Genomic DNA, 17,506 nt, shown 5'->3' with positions numbered 1-17,506 from the left:
GTCATCTGATCCTTGTCACGATGAGGCGCCACGACCCGCCATCAACTGAATAGAACATAAGCTCGAAAATCGCTGTCGATGATGCGTCGACTACTCCGGGATCCGGCGCGACCATTTCGAGCTCCGGCTCCTCGACGCTGTCCGGCGCGGTGTGCCGGAGCTCCGGAACGATCATGCCGCTATCTCCCCACTGCGACGGGTGGGGCGCGATCCGGACCCGGCCAACGCGGGCCTCGTCGCCAGAATACGGCCCGGCCCATTCCATCGCCAGCATCGTCGCGCCGGAAGCGGCGGCCGCCGCAGAAAAGAGGCTTCGGACATCCGTCTGGCCGGGGAGGCCGCGGAAAATGGCGCGGGCCTCCAGGGCGTAGCTGTTGTGCATGCCCTGGTTCGGCAGCCGCTGCCGGGTCGGGGAGGATTCTGTCAGAAGACATGTTGCATCGTATTCGATGTCGTCGCCATCCGTATCCTCGTCACCGTCATCTTCGAGCTTCGGCCCTTTGATATACCGATTGATCGTCGGCTTCGGGTCCGGCAACCGGAATCCGGCGAGGCTCTCATCCAGGACGGCAACCGGCGACGAGAATACATCCCATATCGTGCCGTAAGGCTGCAAGGGGCGCAGGGAATTAAGGGAGATCCCGGCGGCGACAACGCCATGAATCGCGTTGTCCCGCTCGATCGGGATCGGCTTGATTTCCTTCCGCTTGTCCTCCGTCTCGAGCGGCTTGGCGGAGATTACCCCGGTAAAAGTCTGGCGAAATGTCCTCTTCGGGGCGCTGGATTTTTGCGGATGGTAGATGCCGAGCGTGCCAAGCCGGGCCACGGAATCCCAATCCGATCCGGTAATAACGCCATCAAAAGACTGGTAAATCTTCCGCTTCGATGCCGATGAATCCGGGAGCGCGATATTTTTGATGGGGCCGTCCGGGCCGATCCATGCGGTCATAGTTTGATCCCCTGCGGAAGTTTGAGTTGAAATGGGGCCAGGGCGATCTCTGTCGGTGCGAGATCGTCATAATCGACAGGGGTCAGGTCCAAGAACTCGACTTCGATGCCGGTCTTCGACACGGAGCTCTCGGGATTCGCGATCGGGCTGGTCTCCGTCGATGCGCCCAGCTCCGCGGCCTGCGAAGGGGCGGCGTCGATCATCGCGAAACGGGTGACGAGCGCCATCGCGTCGTCATTTTGCACGGCGCTGATCGCGGTCGTTGATGCGATGGAAACATCACCATCAATGTCGATTGTCGATGTATCCATCGTCGCCGCGTTGCCGGTGCCGGTGCTGATCGGGCAGGCAAGGACGAGCTGGCCGGGCGCGGACTGGCCGATCTGAATATCCCAACCAATAATTTTTCCGACGACCATCCCGCCCGGCAGCCGGGTGTCGTAGACGCGGACCCGGTCGCGGAGGGTGAGATCGAGGATGTGCGTCGCTGGGATGTCGATCCGGAGCCACACGCAATGGGCGCGCTCGATTGCGATGCGCGCCGCATAGCGGGCGACCGCCTCGACTATGTCTCTGCAGCTCTCCCGGAACTGTCCGCCAGAGCGGAAGACCGAGGAGGAAACGCCCCTGCGGGCGATCTGTCTCATCGTGTAGCGTCCGGTTTTGTAGGACAAGATCCGTGTCGAACGGGCGCGCCGCTCGCCGTCGGACATATAGAGGGTTTCTTCGACTTTTTCCGTTCGGCCGGAATATTCGCCGATGCCGGTCTCGACGGTGACAGTGAGAATTTCGCGCCTCGGCTGCGTTGCGCGGACCGCGCAATCCAGAACGATGTCATCGATCCGGTGCTTGTGAATGTCGACAGTCTCAGCCGGCGTGACCACACAGCTCTGCGCATCGACTTTTCGTGCCGTCGTATAGACGGTGACCTTTTCCGCGAGCTCCGTCGTCTCCATCGTCGCGCCCAGCAGCTCATAGCCGCCGTCGAGCGTGATCTTTTGCAGCGAATTCCTCAGCTCTTCGGGGGTGTATGTTGCCCGGTTGTCCGGCGAGACGGTGTCGAATTGCTGGCCAATATCGACTTGGCCCCAAGCCATCTCTTCAAACGCCACCTCGAGATTCGCGGCCACTGTCGAGACCGGCGTGGAGTTGATCGAGATGTCCATGCCGAGAATCTGCGACTGGCCTGCCGCTGCGCCCTCGCCGTAAATTGTAAGCGCCGGCGCGGCGGACCCGGCGATCGGGTCGAAGGTCGGGATGAGGCTGCGCCGGTCGTGATAGACGTCATCCAGGATATAGGCCTGCGCCCGACGTTCCACGCTTTCGTCGAGCAGTTCGACGGGGACCTCCGCATCGCGAGTCGCATACAAATCATCGACAAGCTCGACGTGATTGTGCCTGCGACACATCAGCTCGACGCTGACCGTCTGCCCGGCCAGGGCGATCGGGAATCCCGTGATTGTGCCGCGGGCGATCTCTTTCAGGGTGCCGTTGTGCTCGATCGACAGGATTCCGGACATCGGCCCGGACAGAAGCCCGCCTTCAGGATAGCGGCAGTCAAGCGTGATGATGGCGCATTCGCCGCGCGCGTGGCTGACCCGGGCCTCGAAAATCTCGAGATCCTCGACGGCATGAACGGCCGGATTGAAGGCAATGCCAACGTCGGAAACGCGTGCGAAATACATCATCCCAAGCTGACCGCTCGACGTGCCGCCCGGCGTGCCGGAATCGCCTCCGCCCGGTTCCGGATCGGGGTCCGGCTCCGGATCAGGGTCAGGATCGGGGTTTGGTTCGGGATCGGGGTCATCGCTGGATGACACCGCGACGGTCACTGTGATGTCGCCGCTGTATGAGCCGTCCCAGATTTTCACGCCATGATACGCACCATCGAAGGTGAACGTCTTCGAGCTCTCGGCGTTCGCGCTACCGACAATCCGACCGCTCCCATCATCTATGTAGTAGATCCACACGGGCCTGTCTGAGCTGATGGTCACGGTGTCGCCGCCGGACAGCGTCCGGATTTCAAGCGATCCGCCAAGCGCTATGGTGTATGTCGTAGTCGTGATTGACATCAGATCTCCTCGATCGACAAGGACCACCTGGAATCCGCCAGGCGCTCATCGCTATCCACGGACCAGTCTATGACCGCGCAAGCGAGGACGGCGCGGTAGCGGACTGCATAGACCGCTTCCGGGAAGGTCACGACCGGCCGAGTCCGGAGCTGGCTTGTCCGCGACGACGACTGAACCACACGCAACGACGACCGGTCCGGCGGCTGCGCGACAGGCATGATGGTCCGCCCATCATATGCCGTGCCGGATACGGCGATTGCTGCGCGAGGCAGCTCTACGGCTGTCGACGGGGTGCGGACGGAGATCCGGAAGGGCTCCGGCGTGATGCACTCGATGTAATCGCCCGGCATCAGTCCCTGGATCGCCGGCGGGATCATTCCGGATCCGGTGATCTGCACCGCATACTTCTGGAACACTGCGCGAGCGAGATTCACGAGATCCGCATTGACAGTCCGGCGCAGGTCCGACGCGCCGCTGATGGGGCTGACAGATACCGAGATATCGCCGTCGGACCCCGGCGGCAACTCGATGCCGCTCAGCCGCAGAGAGGTCACTTTCGGGCGGATATCGTAAATCAGGCTGCTCATGAGCGGGCTCTCGTTGCTGCAGATGTGGCGCGGCTCAGCTGACTGATCGCGTCGGGCGACCCGGAAAATCCGGGAATCTCTTCGCCGCTCGGGATCTGAATGATGACCGGCGTTTGCGCGGCGGTGGGGGTCACGCCCGCATCTCGCAGCGCACGCTCCATTTCGGCACCGATATCCGGAATCTGCGGATTTATCGCGTCGGACATTTCGGCGGACAGGCCGGAGACCAGCAGCATGTCGGACAGCGACTGGCGACCCGCCGCGTCCAGATCGACCCCGCTGACAGTCAGCTCCGCACCGATCTGCACGGTGCCTGACGGATCAACGGACCACCCGAATTCACGCATGCCTTGGGCATATCCGGCGGCAAGAAGCGAGGGGTCGGCCCCCTCCATGATTTTGTTTAGATCGTCGCGGGCGCCATCTAAATCGACATCCATGCCGACGAGTCCGGCCATCCAGTTTGCGACCTTGAATCCGGTTTGTTCGTCAGGGCGATTGTCCAGAAACGCCTGCATGTATGCGGCCGCCGCGGCCTGGCCGTGCTCCGCTGCTATCTCTTCGGCGCGCGCGGACACGACTTCGAAGCCCGCTTCCAGATCTGCCGACGATTTTGCCAGCCAGCCGGCCGTTGCGCCGGGTGCGAGCGCAATCGCGCCCCCGACCAGCGAACCGGCGGCAACCCCGGCGCCGCCAGCGACCACGCTGGACGCGCCCATGCGCGACAGATAGCCGTCAACGCCCAAGCCCGCGCTTATGAATCCGGTCCTGGCCGCGGTTGCGAGTCCGGCCCCGAGCGCGCCAACGCCGCCCGCCGCCAGTCGCCCGGCTCCGGAAAGCAGCCCGAGCCTCGTCACCAGCCCGGCCAGCCCCCCGCTCAGCTTGAGAACGCCGGCGGTCAGCGTGAGGACGCTGCCCGCGACCGTCGCGATCGTGCCAGAAAAGAGGACGAGCCCGGCGATGATCGCCCCGGTCGCGAAATAATTGTCGATGCCGGTCAGAGACTCGAGCATCTTATTCGACCACTCAATGAACGCTTTCAGGTGCGGCCAGACCTTCTCTTTCAGGACGCCCCCGAACTCCGCGAGTTCGGCCATTACTTGCGTGGTGATCTGGCTTAGCTCCTCGAAAAACGACAATGTCGACTGCAGCCAGGGTGCGTCCGTCTCGCCAGTTGTCATGTAGTCCATAACGTCGATCAGGCCATTTTTCAGGGCGACGGCCAGCTCGACAACGCGCTCCATCCAGCGCGTCAGCGGAGTATCCTCGCTGATCTCCGAACCGGAGACGACATTGAGGATTTGCTCGCCAATCTCTGAGAAAAGAGACCCGACGACGCCGTTGAAATCTGCAAATGCCTGACCCAGCAGCCCGATCCTGTCGCGATTGGCGATAGCGAAGTCGGCGAACTTCTGATTGCTCTCCGTTAATGTCGGGTAAAGCTCGCGGGCAAATGCCATCTTCAAGCCGAAAATCGCCGCCTCGCGCACCTCCATCGATCTCTGGAATGCAAATGCGGCCGCGTAGTCATCCTCTTGTATGTTCGCCAGGAGATCATAATAGTCGATCAGCCCCTCGAGCTGATCAGACCCCGCCTCAAGCAGACCGGCGATTTGAGCGGCCCCGCTCCGACCAATGAGCGGTGTAAACTTCTCCATCACCTCGTCGACCGTAGTCCCGGCCATCTGAAGTCGATTGATCGTCGCTAGCAGCATGTCGTCGGCACCGAGTGACCGGCCGCTCCAGCGCAACTCGTCCGGATCAAACTCGAAAAGATCCTGGTATTCAGAGCCGATATTGTGCAACGCTTCTACCGTCGCCTCGTCGTAGTCCCGAACTTTTCGGGCGACATCGAGCAAGGATTCACCGAGCGACATCACGTCCGAAAGCCCGTTCAACCCGCCAGCTTTGACCGCGAACGCGAAGCCGCCGAGATTGTTTGCGGAGACCGATCCCAGCTTATTCGCCCCATCGTGTAGGGCCTGCAGCTCACCCGCGACGTCGGTTGCAATTTCTTTCGATTTACCAAGCGCCGCACTGAACGCCGCAAGGCCGGCCCCGCCAATCGCAGCGGTAGCTAGGCCGATTTTGCCGATCGTGGCGGCGACATCGCGCAGCTGCGGCAGGTCATCGACCATCGGCGCGCTCGTGCGGTCAGATTCTTGACGCACCTTTCCGATTGCGCGGGCAACCGCATCTTCGCCCTCGACACCAAATTTAACGGCAATATCAGCGTTCTTACCGCTCATCTGGACATCTCCCCGGCGAACCTCTCGAAGGCGCGTTTGTCAGCGTTGACGCCGACTCTGGCCGCCATTGCGCCGATCAGCAGATCCGCGCGTTTCTCATCAGCGATGATACGCGACACAGCGACGAGCTCGCGCGGCGACATGCGCCATGCTTGCTCCGGCGGATATCCCGCCCTGATCGCAGCTTGGACAAGCCGGGCTAGGGTCGCATCAAATCCGCCATGTCGGCGACGTCCGGAACCGGCGCGGCCGGCTTCGCCGGGCTCTTCCGGCTCTTCGTTCCCGCGCCTGGCTCGGCCTGCTGCGGCAGCAGGCGCTCCGCCGCGGCGAAAAAATCCCGACCACCCTCGGGCAGAGAAATTTCCTTAACTTTTTCGATGACGATCATCTGATCTGCGGCGGGGAGATTTCTGGCCGCGGCGATTCCGTCCGGTCCGCGAAGGCCGCAGGCATAGGAAACCAGATACGGTATCGCGTCCGGAAGCTCCTGAGCAAGCCGAACCATCTCGCCCGGGCCGGCCGGCCTATCACTGAAAATCGCCCGGATTCCCGGAAAGATCAAAAACATCTGGGCGATGTCGCCCGCGCCGAGGCGATAGACGCGGACCTTGCCGACGCTCAGCTCCGCGTGGAATTCCAGCGGGGCGATGTCGAGAAGAGAGACGATGTCGGACATAATGTGACTCCGGATCCGGAATGGGGGTGGCGGCGCGGCCCCGGAAGGCGGGGCCGCTGGTTACGGATCAGGCTTCGTCGTCGAGCAGCATCTCGTAGCCGATCGGGTGGGTCTCATCGCCGACCGGATACGCGGTGCCGGTCAAGTTCACGATCTGGATATCGGATGCCGAGATGTAGGACCGAGCGCCGGACGGGCGCAGCTCGACATCATGCAGCACGACCAAGACGCGGACCCCCTCAGCGTTCGTGCCGCGATAGATCAAGGTGCCCCGGATGCCGGTTCCGGATGCGATGCCAGTCGCCCAGCGATCCGAGATTTCCGGGATGTCGTAGGTGAGCTCCAGGCCGGACGTCAGTGCCTCGAAAAACCCTGAAGCCGGGTCGACTTTGTAGTCGACGCCCTCCACTGCCGGAACCCCGGACTTATCCACATCGAGGTTCCGGATGCCGTATCCGTCGAGCTTGTAGATTCCGGGCTCGGAGACGGACAGGGTTTTGCCGGTCTCAGCCTCCTGCGAATAAGTCTCCGACTTGCCCATCACCGCAGCGGCGCGGGCAAGGTCTGACAGCTGCGCCAGGCCCATCGTGACGGTGACCTTGATCTGATCGATGAGCTTTTTGGACAGCGTTTTAACGCTGTATTCGTTTGAATATCGCTCAGTCTCGGTCACTTCGACGTTGATGTCGAGATTGTCCATGTCGCCGAGTCGGAAAAACAGCCCAGAAACGCTATCGCGGGGGCGAAAATGCGCGACGCCCTTGCCGATCGTGTAAAGGCCGTCAAGCGGGGTAAGAATCGTGCTCATGCGGCGGAGCCTTTCATGCTGTCGATGTGATCGATGACGTAGGTGATGGCGGTGAGGCACTGCGTTTGCTCAGCCTCGGAAAATGCCTGGGATGCGGCGGTGGGGGCCAGCGCCGGAGCGCCATCGTTCAGAGCCAGCTCGATCGCCCTGGCCAGCTCGTCCCCGCGCTCCGCCGCCTCCTGTCCGTCTCCGGGCTTGCGGGTCAGCACCAGAATCTCGATGGTAGTGGCGCGAAAAACCGGCATTCCGGGTCGCATCTCGCCGGTGCCCGGCCCGCGGCGCAGCGTCTCTTGTGGCGCATAGATGATGATCGCCTCATCCTCGCCCTTCCGGAGATCCCGCGCGCGAGAGACATAGACCGGCGGCCCGATCGGATCGAGCAACGCCTTGATATTATTTTTTATTTCGGTGCGCGGGTGTGTCATGGGGGCATACTATCAAGGCGCGCGACCAGGCGGCGCGGTGCGCGGCGCGCTTTCAGAGCTGGCCGAGGCCGGCACTTGAGATGGCCCTCGCGGGCCAGGATTCATGGAGAAAAAAGAGGGTGGAGTTTTTTAGGGGGGTGGTGAGAAAGTGGAGGTGTCAGCGCCTGCGGAAAAGCTTCAGCTTTTGAAGAATCCGGGGGTGTGGGGGCAGAGCCCCCGATTGATCAGTCATCCAGCGCGCAGCGACATTTGACCATAGCGCGCCCGTCATCGCGGATTTCTACCAGGCGTCGCGTTTTGCCGTCGATCTCGACAATCGCATCATGCAAGTCGGATTCCGGATCAGTGACCCCGGCGGCTATCAGATCTTGCCGCCGCAGATCGAGACGCGGCCAGGCGTCGCGCTGCGAGACATAGTCCCCGATCTGCTGTTCGACGTGGTCCGGCCGCCAGATGCCCGGAACGGTGACCTCGCGCCCATCGGTGAGCCGGAGCGCGCGCGGCGCGCCCCAGATTTCCGCGAAGATTCCGGACATGTGCGCAAACATTTCGTCAAACGGCGGCTGGGTCATCAGAGCGCCTCGATGTTGAGCTGCATGCCCAGCATCGCTTCGACGGTCGTCGCCAGGTCGCTGATGTCGACAGAGCGGATCACGGGCGAAGCGGTCTCGACGCGATCGGTGTCGATGTGAGCGATCTCCGATTCCCCGTCGATCAGTCCCAGTCGGGCGCGGTAAGGCGTGTCGACTTGGCCCTGCGTCGTCCGCAGCGTCAACCTCGCAGCGTAAACTTCGCCGGTCGTCACCGCACCGGAATCGATGTCGCGGATGACGCTTGATCCGGACGCGACGGTCACCCCGGTGCCCGACGGATTGCCGAGTCCAGCGGGGTAGACGGTATCGACGGCCAGCGGCCCCATCCCCGCCAGGGCTTCTTCCGGCGAATATGAATATGCGATCACGTCGGAAAAGCTGGGGTTCGATGCGGCTGTCGTGTGAGTCCCCGAGAATGCAAAATACTCGATCCTGTCGACGGACTGACCGGCTACCGGCGCCACGCGATCGCGGTTGATCGTCGCGTCGATCTCGAGCTGACCGTCGATATAAAGCAGGATCCGCGCGTCCGCGGTCGACAGATCGGCGACCAACTCGACGTGGTAGAGCTGCGATGAGGTCGTGAGAGCCGTCGCGCTAGTGCCGACGACAAGCGTCGACATCAGCGCCGATGCGGTGCCGTCAGTCTGCACCGCGTGACACAGCTCGACCTGCCGGCCGGAAGACAAACGGAGCGACAAAAGGTCAGCAACATCAGTGCCTTTGAAATACGAACCGGCGGAAAACGTCCCGTTGACATCGCGATAAACCGCCGCCCTGGCGAGCGATCCGGCGGCAAAAAATGCGGGCGTATTGCCGACGGAGGTCCCGCGAATCCGGAACTGGACTCCGAATTTCTGGGTGGACTCTGGCAGGATCGAGGCAATGGCCGCCATCCCGCTGCCAAGCCCGGGACGGAAAGACGGACCGCTCGCGCGGCCAAGGGTGGTCATCGCGATGCGGCCGGCAGAAGCGGGGAGGGACCAGCGCGCAGACATATCTGTGTCCGCTGCATAGTCGTGGAGGCCGTCATAAAAGGTGATGTCGGGCATCTGAGATAGTCTCCGATTTATATCGACTGAGTGACGCAGCTCAGAGCCGCGTAGCGTGTGACGTGAGAGCCAGTCCGACGGCTCGCCACAGCGTGGACTTGAGCGACATTCGGCTGCGCGGCGCCGGTCTCGATGCGGTGCAGGCGGTCAACGCCGACCGTGCCGATTGTCGTCGGGCCGCCCGCGACGCGAGCGACGGCCTCAGTCCGCGCGGAGCGGAAGACCGCTTTTTCCGCTCCGATCTCGCGGGTAAACGCGATGGACGGCCGGGCTCTGGTGGCCCTGACGCCCTGCTGGGCGACGATCCGAGATCCGGCAATCCGAACCCTCGGCGCTCCGGATGCCTGGGCGGCCACGGCGTCGAGCGCGGCCATCCGGAACTGCGCGGGGCCGCCAACCGGCGCGGGTGCGGCGGTGCTGAGCAAGATTCCCAGGAGCGTGGTGGGGCGGACAAGCATCGGATCAGCTCAACGGCACAACATAGACGTCCGCCGCGGAATCGACCGGATAGACGGACACCGGCCCATCGAGCAGCATCAAATGCACCGGCAGCCCCGCCGCGATATAGATCGACCCGGCCATCTGACCTGCCGCCTGGCCGTCGCCGCGCAGCATGATCGGCGCCGTAGCGGTGATCATGTAGGCCCCCGCGGGAAGGCTTCCGGATGCAGTGGCGATCCCGGCCTCAGCCGCGATGCGCGTTCCGGATGCCCAATCGAGCGAGACGATCGGCAAGGGCTCCATATTGAGAGTCTGGGCGGCCTTGTAGCGTTTCATGGGGCTGTCTCCGGATGCGGGCTGGTGGTTGCCTGCCCGGAATCCGGACAGGCTAAGGGCGTGGGGATCGGACTCCGGATCAGGCGCCCAGCTTGACGTTGACGCCGGCCAGTGCGCCGTCGGTAACGCCGGCGGTCACAGCGATACCCACGCGCGGATAAGCGGTCGGGGCCTCCTCGCCGTCATCAGCGGCGGTGGTCAGGGTCTGACCGTCGAGATAGATCACATCGCCAACGGCAACGTCGGCCTCAGCGGCGACGGAGACGGCATAGACGCCATCCGTAACGATCGCGACAGACTCGCCTTCGAGCGCGGCGGTCTGCGTGTAACCGACGAGGGCACCGATCGCGACCAGCTCGCCGCTCTCGACATCGCGGGGCGCGGTGATGGTGATCACACTGCCAGCCTGCACATAATGTTTCATGGGGATTTCTCCGGATATTTCGGGGGATTCAGGATGAAGGTCCGGACCCCGAGTTGCTCGGGATCCGGAATTCCGGGTTCGTTACGCGCCGGTGCCGGTCGACTTCACGAAGCCGCGCCAGCCGGTCGGGTGGGCGCCCGCAAAGGTGCGAGCCCGGTAGCTGAGGCCGTCGACCAGGTGATCCGGAATTTCTTCCACACGGACCCCCTCATAGCCGCGCAGATCGGCCAGCTCGATTGCGTCGCCGTAATTCGGATCGGCGGCGACCATCCACTCTTCGCCCTCAAGGAACGGGTCCACGATGAGCTCAAGCGAGCTCGCGAACGGGTTCACGGCACCAGTCACGGCGGCCATGATCGGGCTGATGAGCTGCTGCGCCTCGGTCTCCAGATCCGGACCAACGACAACGTATTTCGGAGTCAAGTTCATCGGCTCGCCATCCAGATCGCGGACTTTGCGGAGCGCGGTGCGGGCCTTCGAAAGCCCCTCGACGGTGAGCTGATCGTTGATCAGGTTGCCGCGGGAAGCATGGAAGAGCGGCTTGTTGTCGGCAAGTTTCGCCCCGAAAGCTTCGCGAACCTTCTTGTTGCGCAGCGTGATGCCCTTCGCCGCGGCGCCGCGGATTGCGGTGTCCAGGAGGCGCAAGTCGTCGTTGATCAGCGCTTCGAAAGTCAGGCGCAGGACCCTGCCGAACTTGGCGATCCTGAACGAGCCGGCATCCGTGACAACGCTGCCCGCTTCGTATTCCGCGCCTTCCACGGTTTCCTTCAGCTCGGGGAATCCGCCGATCGAGTAGGTATCCACAGGCCGGAAATCGGAGACCAACGTTTCGTGGATCAGAGGCTGCAGCGGCATTTCGAGCGATGCGAAAATTTCGCGAACGCGACGCTCGATCGCCACGCTAGCCGCGGAGGTGAACGAGAAGTCGGAGCTGGAGTGCGAACCGGAACGCAGCACCATCGAGAGCACTTCGCGATCCGAACGGCCGCGGGCGGTCGAGCCGAGCGAGCGGCGGGCAAGGTCGATCATCCGCAGGCCGCGCAGGGCGCCAGCGTCCTTGTCGGCGCCCGGAGTTCCGGACAGCAGTCCGAACACCGCGGCCTCGGCCTGGCGCTGCGTGGTCTCGCGCTCATCCCGGATGATGCGGGCGCCAGAGCCGATGCGGCCGGGCGAGCGCTGGACCAGGGCGGTCCGGACGGCGGACTGGAGAGCGCGGGCATCGAGGCCATGACGACGAGCGATGCGGGTGAGAGTCGCGGAGCGCGCGGATTTTTTCCGGGTTTCCTCCTCATCCTCAGCATCCGCTGCGGCCTGCTCCTCCGGGGTCAGCTCCTCCTCATCGCCATCGGCGCGAGCCTCTTCATCCGACACGACATCGGCAACGGCTTCAGCGACGGCTTCGGTGACGATGGCGTCGACCTCGGCGGCCGGGACCAGCTCCTCGTCGCCATCGGCACGACCGGCACGAGCACGACCCTTGCCGCGGCCGCGACCGCGGGCAGCTTCGCCGCTGATCTCGTCCTCGATCTCCTCGACGGCGATCTCCGCAGCGTCCTCCGCGACCACCTCAGCGGCTTCGACGACCGCAGTTTCGATCGCGGCGAGCTGCTCCTCGGTCAGATCTTCCTCAACCTCGGCGGCCACGGCATCCACAGCGGCCTCGACCGCGTTGCGGAATTTGCGGCTGCGGACCGTCTTCGGGGCGGTCTTGGCCTTCAGATTGCGTTTGTTTTTCATGGATTTGCCTTTCTTGTCGGCGGGCTGGGTGGTAGTCCGCCGGGACATCTTGTCGGCGGGGGTGGAGCGGACCCGCGCGTGCGGGTCTGCCGGAACTGAAACCAATGAAATCTCGGCCGGCTGCCAGCGCGTGACCGTCTGAGTGACGATTCCGTCGTCATCGACGGCCTCGCTGGCCTCCTGGATCGCGTAGCCGACGCTGACCGAGCGCAGGACTCCGGCCTTCAGGTCCTCGACGATTCCGGAATGCTTGGGGTCGACGCTCAGCCGGATCGTCGCATATGCGCGACCATCCTCAATGCGATGCGCAACGACGGTCCCGATCGGAAGCGGCCCCCATGCGTCGTGCTGGATCAGAAAATTGACGGATCCGGAATCCAGACGGGTGACATCGATCGATGCATCGTCGACCCGGAGCACCTCGAAATATCCGTATCTGTCGACCGGGGTCTCCGTCGCATAGATGACCTCGATCGTGCCGGCATCCTCGTCATACGACGTAGCGGCGCGCGCGGTCCGGGTCTGCGTTTTGGGACGTTTCGCTTTCATGCGGAGGTCTTCCGGGTTGCTGTTTGGGTGATAATAAGGCGGCGGAATCAGGGGCGGCGCGGTGCGCGGCGAGGTCAGTCGGGTTCCGGATTTCCGGGCAACGATGCCCCGGAATCGTCCTCCGCGTTCTGCGCGGCGATGAGCGTGGCGGTCAGATCCAGGCTGCCAAATTTCAATGGCATCCCGGAAGCGGACAGCTCGGCCAACTTCTGGCCCTGCTCTTTGAGCGCGGCCCACATATCATCCGGATCGTATCCCCGGCGAAGCCATGCCTCTTCCAGCGGAAGCAGGCCGGCGGCCAGTTCGGACAGCTCCGCCGCGATTTCCTTCGCGGGCTCCATCGACTCCCGGGCGGGCGGGACCATGCGGACGGCGACGTCCACGTCCCGCATTTCGTTGATCTCGTAAACGTCCCGGAATTCCCGCTCGATCCGGAGCAAGACCGGATAGATGGTATGAGCGCGCAGGCTATCGATACTGCGCCGGAAGTCGGTCTCGCCGAGTTTTCCGGACGAGTAATTGAATCCGGTCACGTCGCCGGAAATGTGGTAATAAAGCACCCCGTAGCCTACGGCGACCGCCTCGATCGTTTTCCTGATGTGATCAGTAAAACCGCCGCTTTGCGACGGTGTGGCCATGGTGGGCTCATAGCCCGGAGGCAAGACGGTGACTGATCCGGGGACCAGCACCTCGGGGACCGCGTCATCTGAATCCTCATTCGGATCGATCTCACCCAAGAGTCCCTTTGCGCCGTCCTCTGATTCCGGCACTCTCAAGAAGACCCCGAAGGCCGCCTGCGTCCTGGCGCGCGCGAGCTCAGAGACGAAAAGGCTGTCGCCCTGGTGCAGCCGCTCCAACGCGGCGGCGCCGCGCGGGATTCCGCGGATCTGGTCCGGATAGCGGCGCTCAAGCATCAAGATGCAGCGGCTGGCCGGAATGAATTCTGTCTCCCAGTTTCCGGGTAGCGTGCTATCCATGGACGCGCGCACATGATAACCGACCACCCGGCCATCCGGATCGACTTCGACGCCCTGCTGAACCTCGTTGCCGGGGTGCCGGGCCGGGGCCCAGGTGTCGATCTGCTCCGGATCGATGATCTGTATCGTGAGCTCCAGGCGCCCGGTTTCCGGATTCTCGACATGCCGGAAAACCCACAGGACATCGCCGCCCGAAAAAAGCGTCTCGGCGGCAGTCGCCTGCAAGTCGTAAAGCGTCTGCGTGCCGCGATGATCGCAATCCGACGAACCCGCCCAGGCGTTCAGGGCGGCGCGATATTCCGGATCGCCAGCCACCCGATACCGGATGCCGGACCCCACGGAATGGTCGGTAAGCGTCCGGACAGCGCGGACGCCGTAGGGGGTATTCATGGCGTTATCGCGCGCGCGGGCGCGGACTTTCGGCAGATCGCCAAAGGCCCGCTCCATACCGCCGATCGGATTCCAGCCACCCTCCGTCCCCGGAATTGTGGGTGCGCGCAGGTAACGCCTGGACAGTCCACGGCCGGCGCGGCGGGATTTGGCGGGCTTCTTTTTGCGCAGGAAATCGAAAACGCCCATGTCAGAAGACCTCCACAGACGCCCGCGGCGCCACGAATTTTCGGTGATATTCAGTGAGTAGCAGTGCTTCCGCGCGGCCGTCGTCCTTCGCACGGCTCAGCATGTCGGCGGCATCCGGGAAAATGTCGCGGGCCATTTTGAGGCTCTCGCGTTTGTCCTGCGACAGGCCGAGCGCGGGTTTCCAAACCGCGGGGCGCACTAGCGTCAGCCGGCGCTCGTGCCCGGAGTAAAGCTGAGCGGCCGTCATCACGGAGCCGAAGCCTGCAGCGAAGCGCCAAAGCGATGCACGGCCTTCACCGCCCCGCGGCTCGACATGCTCGAGAACGACCAGGCCGGGATTCCATGAACAAAGAATGTCATGGACCGCGCGGCCATCGGGAACGGCACGACCGTCAATGAAGGTCTCGACGGGCATGTCATCAAGCCCGATGACAGACATGTCGTCGAGATCGACGAGCGCCAGGGCGCCTTTGAGGCCGGGGTCAATAGCGGCGATGATCATCAGCGCACTCGCATCACGATGCGCCGGGGGCGCGGGCGGAAACGCTGGCGGCCCGGAAGGCCCAGCTCGGCCCGCAGCTCGTCGATCGCCCGGCGCATTTCATCGCGGGACACGTATTTGATCTGATCGCCGGCATAGCTGACGTATTCGACGCCGCGGTAATATGCGGCCTCCAACGCGGCCAAGTAGCCGCGCTTTTGCTCATTGGTCAGAAGACCTGGGGGGGTGCCATTTGCGCTCATGCCCCAGATTCTACGGGGCAAATTAAAAGGGAGGCGCGGTGCGCGGAGCGGGAGCGGGATGCGGCTGGCGAGGCAGGCCTCGCGCAGCTCTGCCTCGTCATCGAGCTCCAGCTCGCGGATTACTCTGCCGCGTAGGCGGTTTCGGGGCGATATTCCCCCGGATGGCGGTAGGCATCGGCAGCAATGCGGCGCTCGATGTCCTCGCGGATACGGACCGGCTTGAGTGCGGTCGACACCAGCACCTCGCGGAGCACATCAGTGTGCGTCCGCAGTCCGCCGCCAGGGGGCTCGTAACGCAGGTAAAGACCCTCGATCTGGTCGAGCCGGGACATGATCTTGTGCGCCGTGAGCATGCCGGGGGCCGCGTTCGCGGTGCTGATGATGACTCGGGCGATCGGAACGCCGGTTTCGATCAAGCCGCGGATCAGCCGCGCGGCGGTCTCCTCAGCGCCGGAGCTGACCGCGATATAGCCGCGCAGGGGGTCCTGCGGATTGATCAGGTCATGCGCCAGGGCGTCGGGCAGACTGTCGACAATAACGACGCTCGTCGCGAGATGCAGACCGCACGTGATCGAGATGCCTGCGCGGCCACCGCGGAGCTTGTAGACGCGGCCATTCTCACGGCGAGTTTCGTATCCGACAAGCTCGGGCTGGCCGTCGTCCCGAAGGAGGATCTCGGGGATGCGTGCGGAGTCCTCGCTTGAGACGGAGAATGACTCGGCGAATTTTGCGCCGATGTGCGTGATCCCGGCGTCGCGGAACGCGGGCGGAATGGAGAAGCCCGGGTGCCAGATCTCCGCCCCGGCGACATATTTCTGATGGACCTGATCAGGGGTCAGGTGCCCGATCTGCTGAGAGCTGTCTGCGACAGCCCTTTTGAGAGCCGCCGCGGCGGCGGAAGGTGGATTCTTGGAAAGAGAAGGAATGGAGGCAGGGGAGGTGTCGTCGTCGAAGTTGATGGCGGTGTCAGCGGCGGTGGTGGTGGGTTTGGTGGCGGGGGTGCGCAGCAGATCGTCGGCGCGGATCAAAGCGGCGGGAAAAGAGAGGGAAGGTTCGAGGGCACGGATAAAGATGATGAGGTTTCCAGTCTTACCGGTCCCGAAATCCTTGATCAGCCAATCGCCGCCCCGCCCGGCGAAGACGCTCAGGTCCTTCCGCCCAGGGGAGGACCAGCGGTTCGATTTGGGCGCGCTGAGCGTCCAGCCAAGGGCGATCAAGGCCGGCGCCGGGTCGCGCGTGGTGATGTCGGTCGGGTCAATTCTGCGGGTCATGTCGGTCATCCTTGTTGCGTTTCTGATGGCCGTTCTAGCCCTTCACGAATCATCATGACTCCGCTTTTTGTAAAAGGGAACAACGAGTTATCCGGATTTTCTGGATGCGAAAAATTATGACCGCCGGAATAATATCCGGCGGCCCTGATATTGCTGGGTTTTCCCGGCTCGTTTTCTCAACAAACTTTTTTCAATGAAGCTGAAGCGTGAACGTGGTTATGGTGGATAAGGTCCGAACACAGGTAACCGGAGCGGGTTTTGTCTATCATCGAGCAGCTGACAAATGCGCCTGCAGGGCGCTGTATCCACGATCAGGTCAGGGCGCGCTTGACCGGTAGGGCGCTGTATTGCGGCATCAATGCTTGGAATTTCCTGATCAGGGCAGAGGCCGTAAAACACGTCCCGACGGTCTCATACTTCTGCGCATCCCACTCGACGGAAGAAGCCGTGGCCGCATTCCTTTGGTCAGCTCGCGCGCATGGATACAAGGATCTGGCGAAAGATATCAGCCCACGCGATCACAAGCATAAGGCGGTGGTGTCAGAGTTTGCGAGCATGATCGCTGACGAGGCTGGGCGCGCCGGTATCAGCTTTACGTATCACCCAAAAAAGGATGACCTGTTCGCGCGAGTGAAGATTGAGGGGGAGTTTCAGTATCGGCACCTGAATTTGGGGCTGATCTCCTATAACAAGGATGAGGGGGATACTGATCCAGACGCCGCCGAGGGCGCGTTCATGTCAACCTATCCTGGCGACATTGAAATGGTCCGAGCACTGGAACGGAAAGCTGATTTCCGAAATCAGGCGCTGTATGCCGGAAAAGAGGGGGCCCCATCCATGACGCCGGAGGCGCTGGAGCGCCAGCTCCGGTATCATGGCGTCATCACTCTCGGCCTTCTCTGGGCTGCCTCTGACATGTCGCGGCACGATGGTGAGCGGGTTCCATTCGTCGTCCAGTCGCTCGGAGCGATGAATCGGATATGCCAGCGAATGAGCAAGAAGAGATGCTCATCGTCGAATGATGGCTGAGGTGATGG

General features: G+C 63.0%; 18 protein-coding genes. 1 reads left to right on the top strand and 17 read right to left on the bottom strand.

Going from position 1 to position 17,506, the window contains the following annotated elements; genetic code table 11:
* Position 1 precedes the first annotated feature (1 nt).
* The 17 genes from LOS78_RS12800 to LOS78_RS12720 all read right to left on the bottom strand — a co-directional run bounded on the left by LOS78_RS12800 (position 2) and on the right by LOS78_RS12720 (position 16,469).
* Positions 2–949, bottom strand: coding sequence for a hypothetical protein (locus tag LOS78_RS12800; RefSeq protein WP_230378476.1), 948 nt, complete (start codon positions 947–949; stop codon positions 2–4).
* Positions 946–3,021: a hypothetical protein gene (locus LOS78_RS12795; protein WP_230378475.1), complete on the bottom strand. Its 2,076-nt coding sequence runs from the start codon at positions 3,019–3,021 to the stop codon at positions 946–948. The genes LOS78_RS12800 and LOS78_RS12795 overlap by 4 nt, the downstream gene beginning before the upstream one ends.
* Positions 3,021–3,608, bottom strand: coding sequence for a hypothetical protein (locus tag LOS78_RS12790; RefSeq protein WP_230378474.1), 588 nt, complete (start codon positions 3,606–3,608; stop codon positions 3,021–3,023). The genes LOS78_RS12795 and LOS78_RS12790 overlap by 1 nt, the downstream gene beginning before the upstream one ends.
* A complete protein-coding gene (locus LOS78_RS12785; RefSeq protein ID WP_230378473.1) occupies positions 3,605–5,857 on the bottom strand; it encodes a hypothetical protein in 2,253 nt (750 codons plus the stop codon). The genes LOS78_RS12790 and LOS78_RS12785 overlap by 4 nt, the downstream gene beginning before the upstream one ends.
* Positions 5,854–6,000 carry a hypothetical protein gene (locus tag LOS78_RS12780; protein WP_230378472.1) on the bottom strand — a complete coding sequence of 49 codons (147 nt, stop codon included), beginning with the start codon at positions 5,998–6,000 and terminating at the stop codon, positions 5,854–5,856. Before LOS78_RS12780 ends, LOS78_RS12785 begins: the two co-directional genes overlap by 4 nt.
* A 56-nt stretch (positions 6,001–6,056) precedes the next feature.
* Entirely contained in the window at positions 6,057–6,533 is a 477-nt protein-coding gene (locus LOS78_RS12775) for a hypothetical protein (protein ID WP_230378471.1), read from the bottom strand.
* Positions 6,534–6,600: 67 nt separating this feature from the next.
* The gene (locus tag LOS78_RS12770; RefSeq protein ID WP_230378470.1) at positions 6,601–7,341 is read right to left on the bottom strand and encodes a hypothetical protein; all 741 of its coding nucleotides are present in this window, start codon (positions 7,339–7,341) and stop codon (positions 6,601–6,603) included.
* Positions 7,338–7,766 carry a hypothetical protein gene (locus LOS78_RS12765; protein ID WP_230378469.1) on the bottom strand — a complete coding sequence of 143 codons (429 nt, stop codon included), beginning with the start codon at positions 7,764–7,766 and terminating at the stop codon, positions 7,338–7,340. Before LOS78_RS12765 ends, LOS78_RS12770 begins: the two co-directional genes overlap by 4 nt.
* A 224-nt stretch (positions 7,767–7,990) precedes the next feature.
* Positions 7,991–8,338: a hypothetical protein gene (locus LOS78_RS12760; protein WP_230378468.1), complete on the bottom strand. Its 348-nt coding sequence runs from the start codon at positions 8,336–8,338 to the stop codon at positions 7,991–7,993.
* Positions 8,338–9,411 carry a hypothetical protein gene (locus tag LOS78_RS12755; protein ID WP_230378467.1) on the bottom strand — a complete coding sequence of 358 codons (1,074 nt, stop codon included), beginning with the start codon at positions 9,409–9,411 and terminating at the stop codon, positions 8,338–8,340. Before LOS78_RS12755 ends, LOS78_RS12760 begins: the two co-directional genes overlap by 1 nt.
* A 462-nt stretch (positions 9,412–9,873) precedes the next feature.
* Positions 9,874–10,188 (bottom strand): hypothetical protein, encoded by a 315-nt coding sequence (locus LOS78_RS12750; protein WP_230378466.1) that lies wholly within the window; start codon positions 10,186–10,188, stop codon positions 9,874–9,876.
* A 79-nt stretch (positions 10,189–10,267) separates the two neighbouring features.
* A complete protein-coding gene (locus tag LOS78_RS12745; RefSeq protein ID WP_230378465.1) occupies positions 10,268–10,612 on the bottom strand; it encodes a DUF2190 family protein in 345 nt (114 codons plus the stop codon).
* A gap of 81 nt (positions 10,613–10,693) precedes the next feature.
* Positions 10,694–12,898 carry a Mu-like prophage major head subunit gpT family protein gene (locus tag LOS78_RS12740; protein WP_230378464.1) on the bottom strand — a complete coding sequence of 735 codons (2,205 nt, stop codon included), beginning with the start codon at positions 12,896–12,898 and terminating at the stop codon, positions 10,694–10,696.
* Between the two features lie 74 nt (positions 12,899–12,972).
* On the bottom strand, positions 12,973–14,454 hold the full coding sequence (locus tag LOS78_RS12735) for a phage portal protein (RefSeq protein WP_230378463.1): 1,482 nt from the start codon (positions 14,452–14,454) through the stop codon (positions 12,973–12,975).
* Between the two features lies 1 nt (position 14,455).
* The gene (locus LOS78_RS12730; RefSeq protein WP_230378462.1) at positions 14,456–14,956 is read right to left on the bottom strand and encodes a hypothetical protein; all 501 of its coding nucleotides are present in this window, start codon (positions 14,954–14,956) and stop codon (positions 14,456–14,458) included.
* Complete coding sequence (locus LOS78_RS12725) at positions 14,956–15,198, bottom strand: phage head-tail joining protein (RefSeq protein ID WP_230378461.1); 243 nt, start codon at positions 15,196–15,198, stop codon at positions 14,956–14,958. Before LOS78_RS12725 ends, LOS78_RS12730 begins: the two co-directional genes overlap by 1 nt.
* A 119-nt stretch (positions 15,199–15,317) precedes the next feature.
* On the bottom strand, positions 15,318–16,469 hold the full coding sequence (locus tag LOS78_RS12720) for a hypothetical protein (RefSeq protein WP_230378460.1): 1,152 nt from the start codon (positions 16,467–16,469) through the stop codon (positions 15,318–15,320).
* 258 nt (positions 16,470–16,727) lie between these two features.
* On the opposite strand from LOS78_RS12720, the gene LOS78_RS12715 reads away from it, so the two are divergent.
* Positions 16,728–17,498: a hypothetical protein gene (locus tag LOS78_RS12715; RefSeq protein ID WP_230378459.1), complete on the top strand. Its 771-nt coding sequence runs from the start codon at positions 16,728–16,730 to the stop codon at positions 17,496–17,498.
* Positions 17,499–17,506: the final 8 nt, after the last annotated feature.

The organism is Paracoccus sp. MA (assembly GCF_020990385.1).
Taxonomy (GTDB): Bacteria; Pseudomonadota; Alphaproteobacteria; order Rhodobacterales; family Rhodobacteraceae; genus Paracoccus.
The sequence above is the reverse complement of the archived record's forward strand: the minus strand, read 5'-3'. Positions and strand labels throughout refer to the sequence as shown.